Source organism: Savagea serpentis, assembly GCF_015351395.1.
Classification (GTDB): Bacteria; Bacillota; Bacilli; order Bacillales_A; family Planococcaceae; genus Savagea; species Savagea serpentis.
Genome location: NZ_JADKPV010000001.1, coordinates 259,087 through 274,723, shown reverse-complemented (window position 1 = coordinate 274,723; position 15,637 = coordinate 259,087). Strand labels below are relative to the sequence as shown.

Annotated in this window: 14 protein-coding genes; all 14 read right to left on the bottom strand. The window is 42.8% G+C overall.

The genetic code is table 11. The features are described 5' to 3' along the window. Nucleotides 1-3: 3 nt before the first annotated feature. The gene (locus tag IRY55_RS01355; RefSeq protein ID WP_194561460.1) at nucleotides 4-2,232 is read right to left on the bottom strand and encodes a DNA translocase FtsK; all 2,229 of its coding nucleotides are present in this window, start codon (nucleotides 2,230-2,232) and stop codon (nucleotides 4-6) included. Between the two features lie 77 nt (nucleotides 2,233-2,309). Then, nucleotides 2,310-3,977 carry a ribonuclease J gene (locus IRY55_RS01350; protein ID WP_194561459.1) on the bottom strand — a complete coding sequence of 556 codons (1,668 nt, stop codon included), beginning with the start codon at nucleotides 3,975-3,977 and terminating at the stop codon, nucleotides 2,310-2,312. Nucleotides 3,978-4,126: 149 nt separating this feature from the next. Further along, a complete protein-coding gene (dapA, locus tag IRY55_RS01345) occupies nucleotides 4,127-5,011 on the bottom strand; it encodes a 4-hydroxy-tetrahydrodipicolinate synthase (RefSeq protein WP_194561458.1) in 885 nt (294 codons plus the stop codon). A gap of 22 nt (nucleotides 5,012-5,033) precedes the next feature. Next, a complete protein-coding gene (locus tag IRY55_RS01340; protein ID WP_194561457.1) occupies nucleotides 5,034-6,071 on the bottom strand; it encodes an aspartate-semialdehyde dehydrogenase in 1,038 nt (345 codons plus the stop codon). Nucleotides 6,072-6,320: 249 nt separating this feature from the next. After that, complete coding sequence (pnp, locus tag IRY55_RS01335) at nucleotides 6,321-8,432, bottom strand: polyribonucleotide nucleotidyltransferase (RefSeq protein ID WP_194562353.1); 2,112 nt, start codon at nucleotides 8,430-8,432, stop codon at nucleotides 6,321-6,323. Between the two features lie 179 nt (nucleotides 8,433-8,611). Beyond that, nucleotides 8,612-8,881: a 30S ribosomal protein S15 gene (gene rpsO / locus IRY55_RS01330; protein WP_194561456.1), complete on the bottom strand. Its 270-nt coding sequence runs from the start codon at nucleotides 8,879-8,881 to the stop codon at nucleotides 8,612-8,614. Between the two features lie 112 nt (nucleotides 8,882-8,993). Further along, the gene (locus IRY55_RS01325; protein ID WP_194561455.1) at nucleotides 8,994-9,938 is read right to left on the bottom strand and encodes a bifunctional riboflavin kinase/FAD synthetase; all 945 of its coding nucleotides are present in this window, start codon (nucleotides 9,936-9,938) and stop codon (nucleotides 8,994-8,996) included. A gap of 13 nt (nucleotides 9,939-9,951) precedes the next feature. Continuing rightward, nucleotides 9,952-10,866: a tRNA pseudouridine(55) synthase TruB gene (truB, locus tag IRY55_RS01320; protein WP_194561454.1), complete on the bottom strand. Its 915-nt coding sequence runs from the start codon at nucleotides 10,864-10,866 to the stop codon at nucleotides 9,952-9,954. A 53-nt stretch (nucleotides 10,867-10,919) separates the two neighbouring features. Beyond that, a complete protein-coding gene (gene rbfA / locus IRY55_RS01315; RefSeq protein WP_194561453.1) occupies nucleotides 10,920-11,264 on the bottom strand; it encodes a 30S ribosome-binding factor RbfA in 345 nt (114 codons plus the stop codon). Nucleotides 11,265-11,285: 21 nt separating this feature from the next. Next, complete coding sequence (locus IRY55_RS01310) at nucleotides 11,286-11,564, bottom strand: DUF503 domain-containing protein (RefSeq protein ID WP_194561452.1); 279 nt, start codon at nucleotides 11,562-11,564, stop codon at nucleotides 11,286-11,288. Then, nucleotides 11,561-13,834, bottom strand: a complete 2,274-nt coding sequence (gene infB, locus IRY55_RS01305; protein ID WP_194561451.1) for a translation initiation factor IF-2 — start codon at nucleotides 13,832-13,834, stop codon at nucleotides 11,561-11,563. The genes IRY55_RS01310 and infB overlap by 4 nt, the downstream gene beginning before the upstream one ends. Nucleotides 13,835-13,850: 16 nt before the next feature. Further along, nucleotides 13,851-14,156 (bottom strand): YlxQ family RNA-binding protein, encoded by a 306-nt coding sequence (locus IRY55_RS01300; RefSeq protein ID WP_194561450.1) that lies wholly within the window; start codon nucleotides 14,154-14,156, stop codon nucleotides 13,851-13,853. Further along, nucleotides 14,153-14,431, bottom strand: a complete 279-nt coding sequence (rnpM, locus tag IRY55_RS01295) for an RNase P modulator RnpM (protein ID WP_194561449.1) — start codon at nucleotides 14,429-14,431, stop codon at nucleotides 14,153-14,155. The genes IRY55_RS01300 and rnpM overlap by 4 nt, the downstream gene beginning before the upstream one ends. Nucleotides 14,432-14,454: 23 nt before the next feature. Beyond that, nucleotides 14,455-15,630, bottom strand: coding sequence for a transcription termination factor NusA (nusA, locus tag IRY55_RS01290; RefSeq protein ID WP_194561448.1), 1,176 nt, complete (start codon nucleotides 15,628-15,630; stop codon nucleotides 14,455-14,457). Nucleotides 15,631-15,637: the final 7 nt, after the last annotated feature.

Below are 15,637 nucleotides of genomic sequence, written 5' to 3'. Positions count from 1 at the left end.
TACTTATTCTGATATGGAATCAATGAGCAATTTCCTAGGTTTGCTTCCTTCACTAGGCCCTACGATACCGCGCTCTTCCATTTGATCTACGATGCGCGCAGCTCGAGAATAACCGATACGCAGCCTTCTTTGCAACATGGAAATCGAAGCTTGGCCTTGTTCTAATACAATGTCTACTGCTTCGTCAAACTTCTCGTCAACTTCTGCATCATAGTCTATCTCATCGACTTCTGTCGGAATCATGCTTTCCTCATATTGTGCTTTTTGTTGTTCAATACAGTGGTCAACGATGCGTTCGACTTCTTGATCCGATACAAATGCCCCTTGCACACGAGTCGGTTTCGAAGCACCTGATGGTAAAAATAACATATCTCCCCGACCGAGTAATTTTTCTGCGCCATTTCCATCTAAGATCGTGCGAGAGTCAACAGAACTTGATACCGCAAAAGCTATGCGAGAAGGTATATTTGCTTTGATGATTCCTGTGATGACATCGACACTTGGACGTTGAGTCGCAATGATTAAATGAATTCCTGCAGCTCGCGCCATCTGTGCTAAGCGCATAATCGCTTCTTCTACATCATTGGAAGCGACCATCATTAAATCAGCTAACTCATCCACGATGACGACAATATAAGGCATGCGTGGATGTTTCTCGTCATTTTCCTCATTCCACTGATCGAGTTGCGCATTATACCCTTCGATGTTGCGCGTTCCTGTATGAGAAAATAATTCGTAACGGCGTTCCATCTCTGAAACAACTTTTTGCAATGCTTGAGCTGCTTTTCGGGGGTCGGTCACGACGGGAGCTAGCAAATGCGGAATGCCATTGTACACATTGAGCTCGACCATTTTCGGATCGATCATCATCATTTTCACTTCATGCGGTTTTGCCCGCATTAAAATGCTAATAATAATCCCGTTAATACATACACTTTTACCACTTCCTGTTGAACCAGCGACGAGGACGTGTGGCATTTTGTTTAATTCAGTGAGCACAGCTTTACCTGTGACATCACGTCCTAAAGCGACTTGTAATTTTTTTGAAGCGTCTGCCCCTTCTTCTTCAAGCACTTCTTTCAAACTGACCGCAGATACCGTTTGATTCGGCACTTCAATGCCAATCGCAGATTTCCCAGGAATCGGTGCTTCCATTCGGATATCTCGTGCAGCGAGCGCTAACGCTAAATCGTCTGTCAAGCCGACAATGCGGCTCACTTTTACACCGGTTGCGGGTAATATTTCATATTTCGTTACAGCAGGGCCTAGATGGATTTCGCTCACATGGGCTGCAACGTTGAAACTTTTAAACGTTTCTTCTAATTTTTGCGCATTATTTTTTATCCGTTCAATTTCACTGCTTTGATCTATTGTTTCGATATCGTCTAATAAATGAATGATTGGTAATTGATACGGACTTTCCTCTTCCTCATCGTCACTTGGTTCAAGCAAAAATTGTTCTACTTCTTCCTCTTCTACTAACTCTTGCTCTTTTTGCTCGATTGGAGCAGGTTCACGACCTTGTGTGAAATGATTGATCGATACATCGCGAGCAGGTTCAATCGCCACTGGTTGATCCTCGACTTCTACTTCGACTGTGTTTATTGTATGGCGAGGTTGTTCTTTCTTTGCATTGATGGATTGTTTACGCTCGAGATATGTTGTTTTTAATTTAGCATATGAAGATTTTACCGCTTCAACTGTCGGACGAACGACTTCTCGGTCGAGGCCAAGCACAATTGCAATCAATAAAAATATTAAACTGACGACAAATGTACCTACGCGGTCGAATAAGAACGATAAAATACTGTACAGTGTGGCTCCGACTAAGCCACTTCCGTATAAATTTGTTCGGTTAGACACCCCGCTATCCGTTACAAGCGCTTGCCACGAAGCTTGCCACGGTCCTACGTTGTATAGCTCCATCATTTTCCCAACGAAGACGAAATGAGCTAAAGTGAAACTGACAATCGCTAACAATACTACAACGACGATTTGTTTTCGCGTCCATTGAATTTTGCCTTTGCCCGTCACTTGATAAACACTCCACGCAATTAACCCAATCCACAACACCCAATGTAATTGTCCGACGAGCAAAAAAGTGAGTGTAGCAATCGAGCGACCGACAAAGCCGAATTGAAATAGGACAACGAGCGCTGTCGCAATGATGGCGAGACTGATCACTTCTTGACGTAATTGAAAAGTCTTCTTCTTACTTTTTCGTTTCGCCATAATTATGCACTCCTTTGGAAAAGGAGATTTCCGTCTACGTTAAGCGTAAACAAAAATCTCCTCGTTCTTTCAATTAATTAATATTCCATTAAAATTGGAATAATCATCGGACGACGCTTCGTCTGTTGGTATAAATACGAACTTAACGTGTCGCGAATTTCTTGTTTAATATTCGACCATTCAAATGTTTCTTTTGCTACATATTTCTCAACGACTTTGCGAATAATCTTTTTCGCTTCGTTTAAAAGTTCTTCTGATTCACGTACGTAAACGAATCCGCGTGAGACAATTTCAGGTCCCGCTGCGATTGTTTTCTTTTTGCGGTTCAATGTGACGACGACTGTGAAAATTCCGTCTTGTGACAATAATTTACGATCGCGTAAAACGATATTTCCGACGTCGCCTACTCCGATTCCGTCAATTAATACATTTCCTGCTTGAACGCGTCCTGTCATGCGCATTTTATCGCCTTTGTACTCGACGACATCACCCTTCTCAGCGATGAAGATTTGCTTTTTCTCCATGCCGACTTCTTGTGCTAATTTCGAGTGGGCGATGAGCATTTTATATTCCCCTTGAACAGGAATGAAGTATTTCGGTTTCATTAAATTCAACATTAATTTCAAGTCTTCTTGACTACCATGTCCTGAAACGTGAATATCTTTTGATGATGTCATAACATCTGCGCCAGCTTTTGCCAACTCATTCATCATGCCATAAAGTGAAAGTTCCATCATCGGTGCCGCTGTGAATGTAATGAGAACTGTATCGGTCGTTTTAATCTTAATGTCGCGATGTTGCTTTTTCGCAATGCGGCTTAATGCGTCAATCGGTTCTCCTTTATTGCCTGTCACGATGATGACAATTTCGTTATCTTCGTATTGATCGATATCTTTTGCATCAATCAACACGTCTTCCGCCACTTCTAAGTAACCGAGTTTCAATCCGATGTGGAAGTAAGTTTCCAAGCTTTCTCCAACAACCGCTACTTTTTTACCTGTTTTCATCGATTGTTCAAGCACTTGTTGAATACGGATGAAGTTCGATGCATAAAGCGCGACTAAAATACGGCCTTGTGCACGGTGGAATGTTTTTAAAAGACGTGTCGCAATCACTTGCTCACTCGTCGTATAACCTGGCTTTTCTGCTTCTGTCGAGTCCGACATCAGTAAAAATACGCCTTCTTCTCCTAAGTTCGCCATTTTTGCGATATCTGGACGGTATTTGCCTTTCGCGGATTGGTCGAATTTAAATTCTCCTGTATGCACGATCGCTCCTTGTGATGTATGGAAGACGATACCGAGTGAATCTGGAATACTATGCGTTGTATTGAAAAACGTCACATGTGTACGTTTGAAATTCATGCGGCTTTCATTGTTTACTTCGAAGAAACGAATCGCTTGTGGAGCGGGCATTTTGTGCAAATGCTCTTTCGCAAGTGCAATCGTTAATTTTGATCCGTACACTGGCGCTTGTACTTTTTGAAGCAAGTAAGCGAGAGATCCAATCGCATCTTCGTGTCCGTGCGTTAAGAAAATTCCTTTCAGTCGATTTTTGTTTTCGACAACATATGTGATGTCCGGAATGACGATGTCAATCCCGAGCATCTCTTCTTCTGGGAACATGAGGCCTGCGTCGACGATGAACATCTCTTCATCAATTTCGACAACATACATCGATTTCCCAATTTCACCCACTCCTCCGAGTGGAATGACTTTAATCGTTTCATTAATAATTTGCGTCACAATATTTTCCTCCTAATGTCTTTTTTCTTTTTAATTTCAATTCATATCGTTTTCTTTTTAAAAATCCGAACAGAACGACTATGTTTCATTATACGGGAAAAAGACCGTTCTGTACAAACAAAAAAAGCTAGCGCGTGGCTAGCTTTCAATTATTCTTGAATTTTCATCATATATCGGTCCCAAGAAGCATCAAATGATGCATGATCTGCTTCTAATGGAATGAGTGGTAAACGTACGGAACCAACTTCGATCGATTGACGATTCAACACATGTTTCAACGGAACAGGGTTCGGTTCTGAGAACAATGCTTTGAACGCTGGTAATAAACGGCGGTGCATTTGAGCAGCGGTCGCGAATTCTCCCTGTTCAAATGCTTGCATCATTTGCTGCATCTCATTGCCGAGCACGTGAGCAGCGACAGAAATGACCCCTTTCCCACCGATAGATAGCAACGGTAATGTCATGCCATCATCCCCGCTGTAAACAGAGAATCCTTTTGCAGCACCTTCTACAATCATCGCCATTTGTTCGATGTCGCCACTCGCTTCTTTCACAGCGCGAATGTTCGACACTTTTGAAAGTGCAATCGTCGTTTCAGCCGTCATGTTAACGCCTGAACGGCCTGGAATATTGTACAGTAAGACGGGTAACTTCGTTTCTTCTGCAATGGTGCTAAAGTGGCGGTACATCGCCGGTTGATTCGGCTTATTGTAATACGGTACGACGAGCATGACACCGTCCACACCGAGCTCTTCCGCTTCTTTCGTCATCTCAATCGATTCTGCTGTATTGTATGAGCCAGTGCCCGCAATGATCGGTACGCGACCCTTCGCAGCATCCTTCACCCAACGGAGCATTTGAAGCTTCTCTTCACGTGTAACGGTAGGTGATTCTCCTGTCGTTCCGTTAATGATTAAACTGTCCGTTCCATTTGTAATTAAATGTTCTACGAGGCGATGAGTCAGACCTTCATCAATTTGACCTTGTGCGTCAAATGGCGTGACCATCGCCGTTCCAATTCGTCCTAATTCCAACTTACGTCATCCTTTCCAATGCTTATTCTTCGATTTGGCTTAAATACGTCTCAGCGATTTGTACAGAGTTCAGTGCCGCCCCTTTAACGAGGTTATCTGACACGATCCATAAGTGGAATCCGTTTTTCTTATCGCGATCTTTACGTACACGCCCGACGAATACTTCGTCTTTGCCTTCTGCGAATAATGGCATTGGATACGTTTGTGTCGCTGGGTCATCTTCTAAGACGACGCCTGGGACTGATTGAATTGCTTCTTGTAACTCGGCAACCGTTACATCGTCTCGGTCTAATTCGATATAGACGGATTCTGAGTGACCTGTCACAACTGGTAAACGCACACATGTTGCCGCCACTTCCATCTCATAATCGTCGAAGATTTTCTGCGTTTCGTTCATCATTTTTAATTCTTCTAATGTATACCCATCGTCGCCGAATACATCGATTTGCGGCAAGACGTTATAAGCGATTGGATAATGCTTTTTGTCGCCACCTGATGGTAAAATATTCGCTTCATTCTCCGCACGATTCGCGAAGTTTTTGCTCTGCTGTTCTAACTCATGAATCGCATCCGCACCTGCACCAGACACCGCTTGATACGTCGAAACGATCAAACGATTCAATCCGAATTGGTCTTTCACGCCTTTTAATGCTGCGACCATTTGAATCGTTGAACAGTTCGGGTTCGCGATGAGCCCTTTATGTTCACGAATTTTTTCGGGATTCACTTCTGGTACGACGAGAGGAACTCCTTCCGTCATACGGAATGCACTCGTATTATCAATGACGAGCGCTCCTGCATCGATTGCCGCCTGTGAAAAGCGTTCTGTAATTGAGCCGCCCGCACTGAAAAATGCAATATCTATATTTTCAAACGCTTGATCTGTCGTCTCTTCAACAGTGTACGTTTCATTTCCAATCGTAATCGTTGAGCCAGCTGAACGTTTAGATGCGAGCAACTTCAATTTATTTACCGGAAACTTTCGTTCAATCAACTTTTCAATAATCATCGTACCTACAGCGCCTGTCGCTCCAACAACTGCAACATTCATTTGTCTCATTTTCGTTCTCTCCTTTGTCAATGTCCATATTCAAATAATGATGACTCTCTTTAATCCTTTACTTGATTAAACTGTCATTGTTCGAATTATATCAGCTTTTCTGAAATTTGTGAATACCTGTTTCTCATTTCCTTTAGACATTTAGTCATTTAAGTGAATATTTATGAAGTTTTTGAATATTCGCTATTTATTTTAAGCAAAACAAAATGAAGGATCCTTAGAGAATCCTTCATTTTAGTCATTACATATTTATTCGTCTTTTTTCGCTTCTTGTTCTTTCACGACTTGTTTGCGTGATAAATTGACACGACCTTGACGATCGATTTCGATGACTTTCACCAGTAATTCATCATCTACTTTTAAAACGTCCTCTACTTTGTTCGTACGTTTTTCTTGAATTTCTGAAATATGGAGTAAGCCGTCTTTCCCTGGGAACAGTTCGACGAAAGCACCGAATTTTTCAATGCGCTTTACTTTACCTAAGTAATATTCGCCAACTTCTGCTTCACGGACAATATTTTCAATCATTTCTTGCGCACGTGCGTTCATTTCTGAATCTGGTGAAGAAATGTAAATCGTACCGTCTTGTTCCGTATCGATTTTAACATTTGTTTCATCGATAATTTTGTTAATCACTTTACCGCCAGGTCCAATGACATCACGGATTTTGTCCGGATTAATTTGAATGCGCACAATTTTAGGTGCATATGTTGATAACTCTTCACGTGGTGTGTTAATCGTTTCAAGCATATGTTCTAAAATGTGAAGACGACCTTTTTTCGCTTGTGCGAGTGATTCTTCTAAAATCTCTCCTGCGAGTCCGTCAATTTTAATATCCATTTGCAATGCTGTGATCCCTTTTGCTGTTCCTGCTACTTTAAAGTCCATGTCGCCTAAGAAATCTTCCATTCCTTGAATATCTGAAAGAATCGAGTAGTTGTCACCTGTTTTAACGAGTCCCATCGCAATTCCTGCAACTGGTGCTTTGAGTGGTACACCTGCATCCATCATCGCCATCGTTGACGCACAGATTGATGCTTGTGAAGATGAACCGTTTGACTCGAGTACTTCTGCTACGAGACGTATCGTGTATGGGAATGTGTCTTCATCTGGAATGACCGCTTCTAATGCGCGTTCTCCGAGTGCACCGTGACCGATTTCACGACGACCTGGTCCACGAATCGGGCCTGTCTCCCCTACTGAGAAGTTCGGGAAGTTGTAGTGATGCATGAAACGTTTCGATTCTTCTAAGCCGAGTCCATCGATAATTTGCACTTCACCGAGCGCTCCTAATGTACAAACGCTAAGCACTTGAGTTTGTCCACGAGTGAACAAGCCTGAACCGTGCGTACGTGGAAGAATACCGACTTGTGAAGATAATGGACGAATTTCATCTAAGCCACGTCCATCTGGGCGCACTTTATCTTCTGTAATGAGGCGACGCACTTCTTCTTTTACCATATCATCTAAAATCGCCTTCACTTGTTTCATCGTATCTTCATCCGCTTCTTCAGCTTCATACTTTTCGATAATTACTGTTTTCACGTTTTGAATATTTTGTTCGCGCGCTAATTTCTCTTCTGTTTGAATCGCTTGAACGAGTTCAGCACCGATTGTTTGTTCAATCTCTGCATAAAGCGTTGGATCGAGTTCAAACAATTTAATTTCTGCTTTTTCTTTACCTACTGCCGCAATAATTTGCTCTTGGAATTCAATCAATTGTTTAATTTGTTCATGACCGAATAAAATCGCTTCTAAAACGATTTGTTCTTCTACTTCTTTCGCACCTGCTTCAACCATATTAATCGCATCTTTCGTTCCTGCAACGACGAGATCGAGATCACTTTGTTCTAATTGGTCAGGTGTTGGATTGACGATAAATTCACCATCCACACGTCCGATTTGAACGCCAGCAATCGGTCCGTCAAACGGAATATCCGATACCGAAAGTGCTAAAGATGAGCCGAGCATCGCTGCCATTTCAGATGTTGCTTCTTGGTCGACACTTAAGACGAGTGAAATAACTTGTACGTCATTGCGGAAACCATCTGGGAATAGTGGACGAATTGGACGGTCGATTAAACGACTCGTCAATACGGCTTTCTCTGATGGACGACCTTCACGTTTAATGAAGCCTCCTGGAATTTTACCTGCTGCGTATAGACGCTCTTCATAGTTCACCGTCAGTGGGAAAAAGTCGAGTGCTCTCGGCTCTTTTGATGCTGTCGCTGTTGACAAAATTGTCGTGTCGCCGTAGCGTACAAGGACTGCACCATTTGCTTGTTTTGCTAATTGATTCGTTTCAACGATGAGTGGACGACCTGCCCATTCCATTTGAAACGTCTGTTTTTCTTGTCCCATATTCATTAAGACCCCTCTCATTTGTATAGATCCGTATATGTAAAATATCACTATCTCTTAGTGTATCAAATTTCATCGTATATTGCGAAACTAAATGTGCTTAAAACAAATGTAGACAAAGTGAGGTCACTTTGTCTACAAGTTGTAAGCATGTAATGCTTCGTATTTTATCACTTCGATTATCGACGTAAGCCGAGTTTAGCGATAAGATCACGGTAAGCTTGTACGTTCGTATCACGTAAATAACGTAATAGACGACGACGTGTACCGATCATTTTGTAAAGTCCACGACGTGAGTGGTGGTCTTTCTTATGCGTACGTAAGTGATCGTTTAAATTGTTGATCTCTTCAGTAAGGATAGCAATCTGCACTTCTGCAGATCCTGTATCGTTCTCATGAGTTTTGAACTCATTGATAAGTTCAGCTTTACGCTCTGTAGTCATAGCCATCCTAGTCACCTCCTAAATTAAAATATCCCCATATCCCGAGCAAACGTTGGTGATGCGTATTGCCAAGGAAAGGTTCTTGTTACACTCAAGTATATTACCATCTTCCCATCATTTAAGCAAGCACTTCATCTAATATTGCGTCAGCACTTTCTTTATCCGCTTGAATCTGGGCGATCAGTGCGTCGATTCCATCAAATTTTTGTTCGTCACGAATGCGCGCTACCCATTCTACGGTCACTTCTTCACCGTAAATCATGTGATCAAAATTTAAAATATGCACTTCAACTGTGTACGTATTGCCATCATTAAATGTCGGAACCGTCCCGACATTACAGACACCTTTGTAACGCTTTCCACGTACAGTAAAATAGACAGCGTAAACGCCTTTTAACGGAAGCATTAATTCTGGGTGCACTTCGATATTGGCTGTCGGAAAACCGAGTTGACGACCGCGTTTCTCTCCGTCTACGACGATACCATCTGTTTCATAATATCTGCCGAGGAATCGGTTCGCCAAATCGATTTTGCCAGATTGCAATGCATGGCGAATATATGTAGAAGATACCGTTTCACCGTCAATCGCGACTTCTTCTACTGTCGTCGTTGTGTAACGTCCTGCACTTAATTGTTCCATCGTCGTCATCGTACCAGATCCTTTTACTCCAAATGTGAAATCAAAACCTGCGACGACATGTTTGACATTTAAGTCTTCGATAAAACATTGAATGAATTGTTCAGGTTGTAAACTTGCTAAATTCCAGTCGAATTCAACGTAAAATAAAGCTTCCACGCCCATCTTCTTTAAATAGCGCTCTTTTTCTTTTTTCGTCGTTAAATAAAGACGTTCTGGACAATCTTTTTGAAACAAACGCTTCGGATGTGGTGTAAATGTCATAACCGCTGGTGTAATTTCTTTCTCTTTCGCTACACGAAGCGCTTCTTGAATGACGCATTCGTGCCCATGATGGACTCCATCAAAAAAACCTAAAGCTAAGCTATACGTTTTTAAAGAAGGTACCGTCATTTGCTCCGGATACTGCAAATGAAAAATCTCCATAACTTCCTCCTCCTTATCGATTGAAAGGAAACATTTTGAAAGGCTTCATCAACCCTTCTTTCGTCGGGTGTTGCATATAAATCGCGAGCGCTTTCTCTTCATGCATACACACGACATATGGCTCGTTCATCAATAAATCAAGCTGTGGTAACACTTGACCATTTTCAATTAACGGAAGCATCGCTCGTTCAATTTCAACTTGTGGGAACTGTGCCAACGCTTCTTCTAAAGGACGAATAAATTGCGCTTCATTCTCTTCATCTACCGCTTGTTGCAAATCACCTAGCGTAACACATTGCTCCGTGCGAAATCCTCCAGACATCGTACGCTCTAATCGAGACATATGTGCCGGATAGCCGAGCAACTCGCCAATTTGAACAGCGAGTGTACGAATGTAAGTGCCTTTTCCACAAGAAACGTGAATCGAAAACTCAATCGCCTCTCCTTCAAATTGTACCGCATCATCCAGTAGTTCGATAGCATCAATTTGCACGATGCGACTCGGACGCTCAATGACTTTTCCTTCACGTGCATATTCATATAAACGTTTTCCGTTCACTTTAACCGCAGAATACATCGGAGGGGTTTGCTCAATTTCCCCTGTCAATTGCGTGAGGGCATTTTCGATTTGTTCGCGTGTCAATTGCTTATACGAATCATCGCGTTCTACAACTGCTCCTGTTTGATCTTCTGTTTCTGTCGACCAGCCGATTGTAACGGTTGCGACATATTCTTTCCCCGTATCGGTAATTAAACTCGCAATACGTGTCGCATCGCCGAGACAAATCGGAAGTACACCTTCCACTTCTGGATCGAGTGTACCGGTATGTCCAATTTTTTTCATTTTCAATATTTTTCTCAATTTGAAAACGACATCATGTGAAGTCATGCCGCGCTCTTTCCAAACAGGTAAAATACCGTGTTTCATTTTCTTCACCTCAAAAAAAGGAGTTTATGCAGTATGCATAAAACTCCTTTTTATTATTGTTCTTCTTTTACTTGTTTTAGCAACTGTTCGATTCGATCGCCATATTCAATTGAATAGTCAAATTCGAATTCGATTTCAGGTACTTTACGTAAACGGATTTTTTTACCGATTTCAGAACGCAAAAATCCTTTTGATTCGCGTAAACCTTCTAACGTTTGACGTTTCTCATAATCCGTGCCGAGTACAGAGACGAAAATCGTCGCCTCTTGTAAGTCGTTCGTAATTTCAACGTCTGTAATCGTCACAAATCCAATTTTCGGATTTTTCAGTTGCGTACCTACAATCATGCCGAGTTCTTTTTTAATTTGTTCTGCTACACGATTTGCTCTCAGTGACATCCGTTTCACCTCATTTCACTGTTAAAAATAGTCTTTGACAAGTTCCGTCAGCTCCCACTCGACTTCTGATTCGAAAAGAGCGAGAACTCGTTCGACTTCCCGTTCAGCAACAGCCTTCGTTTCCGAGACCGCGACGACTGCAATGGTCGCCCTTTGCCAAACGTCTTGAAAGTCAACTTCCGAGACGGATACATTATATCGTTGTCTCGCTCTTTGGACCATGCGTTGCACAATCGAGCGTTTCGCCTTTAGCGAGTGGACAGCGGGTATGAAGAATGTACATTCATAGGAAACGATCAAACACGTTTCACTTCTTCCATGACGTACGCTTCAAAAATGTCCCCTTCTTTAATATCATTATAGCCTTTAATCGTAATTCCACATTCATATCCTTTCGCTACTTCTTTCGCATCGTCTTTGAAACGTTTGAGCGTATCGAGCTCTCCTTCAAAAATAACGATGTTGTCGCGAATGATTCGAACGCCTGAATCGCGTGTAATTTTTCCATCTGTGACGTAACATCCAGCAATTGTACCGACTTTCGATACTTTGAATGTTTCACGCACTTCGACTTGTCCGATTACTTTTTCCACATATTCTGGATCGAGTAAACCTTTCATTGCCGCTTCGATTTCTTCAATTACTTTATAGATGACGTTATGTTGACGAATTTCAACGCCTTCTTCTTCTGCTGCACGCTTCGCATTCGTGTCAGGACGAACGTTGAATCCGATGACGATCGCATTTGAAGCTGCCGCTAAGTTAATATCTGACTCGTTAATCGCACCCGCACCTGTATGGATAATTTTAATGTTGACGCCTTCTACTTCGATTTTCATAAGTGACGCCGCCATCGCTTCTACCGTACCTTGTACGTCCGCTTTAACGATGATGTTCAATTCTTTCATATCGCCTTGTTGCATCTGTTCAAATAAGTTATCAAGCGTGATGCGTTGCGTTTCTCCACGTTGTTCTAACAACGCTTCTGATGCACGCGCTTCACCGATTTGACGCGCTTTTTTCTCGTCTTCAAAGACGACGAAACGGTCTCCTGCTTGTGGCACACCGTTGAGCCCTGTAATTTCAACAGGCGTTGATGGACCTGCAGATTTCACGCGACGTCCGAGGTCGTTAATCATCGCACGAACACGGCCGTACGTATTCCCGACGACGATTGGATCTCCGACATGTAGTGTACCGTTTTGAACGAGCAATGTTGCGACTGCTCCTTTACCTCGGTCAAGTTCTGCTTCGATGACTGTACCGCGTCCTAAAATGTCTGGGTTCGCTTTAAGTTCGCCTACTTCTGATACGAGGAGTACCATTTCGAGCAATTGATCGATTCCGTCGCCTTTCAATGCTGAAATTGGAACGAAAATCGTATCTCCACCCCAATCTTCTGATACGAGGCCATGCTCTGTTAATTCTTGCATGACGCGATCTGGATTTGCTGTTGGCTTATCCATTTTGTTCACCGCAACGATAATTGGCACTTCCGCTGCTTTCGCGTGACTGATCGCTTCTACCGTTTGTGGCATGACGCCATCATCCGCTGCGACGACGAGGATCGTTAAGTCCGTCACTTTCGCACCACGCGCACGCATCGTTGTGAACGCTTCGTGACCTGGTGTATCGAGGAATGTAATTTTCTTACCGTTCTCTTCAATTTGGTAAGCACCGATATGTTGTGTAATACCGCCCGCTTCTCCTTGTGTCACTTTCGTGTTACGAATCGAGTCGAGCAATGTCGTTTTTCCGTGGTCAACGTGACCCATAATCGTCACGACTGGTGGACGTTCGACATTTCCTTCTGCGATTTTCGCAAGCATCTCTTCATCTTCTGAACCTTCGAAGTAGTTTTCAAGATCTGTCGCATCGATGCGTACTTCTTCTTCTACTTCTACTCCATAGTCTGCACAAATTAATTCAATTGCGTCTTGATCGAGCTCTTGGTTAATTGTCGCCATAACGCCAAGCATGAACAATTTTTTCACAATTTCAGCCGGCTCACGATGTAATTTTTCTGCGAGTTCTCCAACTGTTAACGTTTCGTAAAACGTAATTTTCTCTGGTAATGGACGTTCTACTTTCGGCTGTTGCGCTGGACGATGACGTCGACGACCTTGGTTAATTCCTCGAACCGGACGACCGTTACGACGTGCTGGACGTTGACCGCCACCTTGTGGACGATTGCCCCCACCGCTCGGACGACTTGCATTTCCTGACGGCTTATTCGCATTATTCGCTTGTTTGTTCGTAGTTGTTTGTTTATTCGCTGGTTTGTTTGCATTTGTTTGTTTATTCTGTGTCGATTTATTCGCATTGTTGCTTGCTGGGCGTGCTTTTGGAGCGTCGCCTTTTTTAGCTACTGGTTTATTTTGTTTCGGAGCATTTGATTTCACTGGAGCGTCACCTTTTTTAAATTGCTTATTTAGTAGATTAATTTCTTTTTCTTCAATTGTCGACATGTGATTTTTCACATTGACATTTAATTTTTCGAGTGCATCGATTACTTCTTTACTCGTGCGTTTGACACTTTTCGCGTATTCATGAACACGTTGTTTTGTCATGCGCTCACCTCCAAGATTATTCGTTCAATAATTGAATGAGTTTTGCGGCGAGTTTACGCTCTGCAATTGCGACCGTCACACGTGCTTCCTTTCCGATCGCATGCCCGATTTCATAACGTGTGCCCCATTCAATTAAGGGAACGTTGTAACTATTACATTTGTCGGCTAGCTTCTTTTTTGTATTATCTGAGGCATCGGTTGCCATAAGAACGAGTGCCGCTCGTCCTGCTCTCACATCACGGACGACCGTATCTTCTCCAGATACGATCTTTCGTGCGCGCATCGCTATTCCGAGCATTTGAAAAATCGCTTGTTCGTTCATTTCAAATTCTCCCGTCGAATGACGTACAATAACTCATCGTAAATCGCATCTTCAACTTTGACGCCGAGCTGCTGTTCGATCGCATGGTTACGTCGCGCTAATTCGACTGCTTCTTCTGTTTTGGAAACGTACGTACCGCGTCCAGATTGTTTTCCCGTTACATCGACAAATACTTCGCCTTCTTTTGTGCGCACGATGCGAATCATCTCTTTTTTCGGAAACATTTCGCCTGTCGCTGCACATTTACGCAACGGTACTTTTCTCATTTTCGTCATGTCGTCTAACCTCCTTGAAACGATTACTCGTTATGCTCTTCATCTGCATATAAATCAATTGGTTCTTCCACTTCATCGACTGGAGAAATCTCTTCTAACAAGTCTGCTAATCCATTTTCTTCGCTCTCTTCGAACATTTCTCCATCCACTGGATAAATGCCGAGTTCACGCGCATCTGTTTCGCTCTTAATGTCGATTTTCCAACCTGTCAATTTCGCAGCAAGACGCGCGTTTTGACCGCGCTTCCCGATCGCGAGTGACAATTGGTAATCCGGTACGACGACCGTCGTCGAACGTTCTTCTTCGTCCACTTGTACATTTAATACTTTTGATGGACTCAGTGCGTTCGCTACGAAGACAACAGGATCTTCTGACCATTCGACGATATCGATTTTTTCACCTGATAATTCATTCGAAATCGATTGCACTCGTGCGCCGCGCGCGCCGACACATGCGCCGACTGGATCGATCTCTTCATTTGCTGTATAAACCGAAACTTTTGAACGGTCTCCCGCTTCACGTGCGATCGATTTAATTTCGACTGTACCGTCATAAATTTCAGGTACTTCCATCTCGAATAAACGACGGAGTAAACCTGGATGCGTACGTGATACGAATACTTGTGGACCGCGTGATGTTTTTTCAACTTTTGTAATGTACACTTTCACACGATCATGCGGTTCGTACGATTCTGTCGGAATTTGTTCTGTTTGCGGAAGTACCGCTTCTACTTTACCGAGTCCGATAAATAAGTTTTTCGCATCGAAGCGCTCAACGATTCCGTTGACGATATCTTCTTCACGATCGACAAACTCATCATAAATGATGCCTCGCTCTGCTTCGCGTACACGTTGTGTAACGACTTGTTTCGCAGTTTGTGCAGCGATGCGACCGAAATCGCGCGGTGTCACTTCCTGCTCAACGATATCTTCCAATTCATACACTGGATTAATTTGTTGTGCTTCTTCTAATGAAATTTCTAAACGTTCGTCTTCCACTTCTTCTACGACGTCTTTACGTGAATACACTTTCATCGTACCTTTTTCTAAATTCAAGTCGACACGGACGTTTTGTGCTTGGTTAAAGTTTCGTTTGTACGCTGTAACAAGCGCAGCTTCAATCGCTTCTACGAGAATATCTCTTGAAATACCTTTCTGTTTTTCAAGGGCTACCAACGCATCGAGTAGATCACTACTCATGTTCAAT

Excerpts from the sequence above, each read along its gene's own strand:
- IRY55_RS01355 (WP_194561460.1), bottom strand. The coding sequence starts at position 2,232 with ATGGCGAAACGAAAAAGTAAGAAGAAGACTTTTCAATTACGTCAAGAA.
- truB (WP_194561454.1), bottom strand. The coding sequence starts at position 10,866 with ATGAAACACGGTATTTTACCTGTTTGGAAAGAGCGCGGCATGACTTCA.
- rbfA (WP_194561453.1), bottom strand. The coding sequence starts at position 11,264 with ATGTCACTGAGAGCAAATCGTGTAGCAGAACAAATTAAAAAAGAACTC.
- IRY55_RS01300 (WP_194561450.1), bottom strand. The coding sequence starts at position 14,156 with ATGAACGAACAAGCGATTTTTCAAATGCTCGGAATAGCGATGCGCGCA.
- nusA (WP_194561448.1), bottom strand. The coding sequence starts at position 15,630 with ATGAGTAGTGATCTACTCGATGCGTTGGTAGCCCTTGAAAAACAGAAA.
- IRY55_RS01340 (WP_194561457.1), bottom strand. The coding sequence starts at position 6,071 with ATGAGACAAATGAATGTTGCAGTTGTTGGAGCGACAGGCGCTGTAGGT.
- pnp (WP_194562353.1), bottom strand. The coding sequence starts at position 8,432 with ATGGGACAAGAAAAACAGACGTTTCAAATGGAATGGGCAGGTCGTCCA.
- rpsO (WP_194561456.1), bottom strand. The coding sequence starts at position 8,881 with ATGGCTATGACTACAGAGCGTAAAGCTGAACTTATCAATGAGTTCAAA.
- IRY55_RS01325 (WP_194561455.1), bottom strand. The coding sequence starts at position 9,938 with ATGGAGATTTTTCATTTGCAGTATCCGGAGCAAATGACGGTACCTTCT.
- infB (WP_194561451.1), bottom strand. The coding sequence starts at position 13,834 with ATGACAAAACAACGTGTTCATGAATACGCGAAAAGTGTCAAACGCACG.
- rnpM (WP_194561449.1), bottom strand. The coding sequence starts at position 14,431 with ATGACGAAAATGAGAAAAGTACCGTTGCGTAAATGTGCAGCGACAGGC.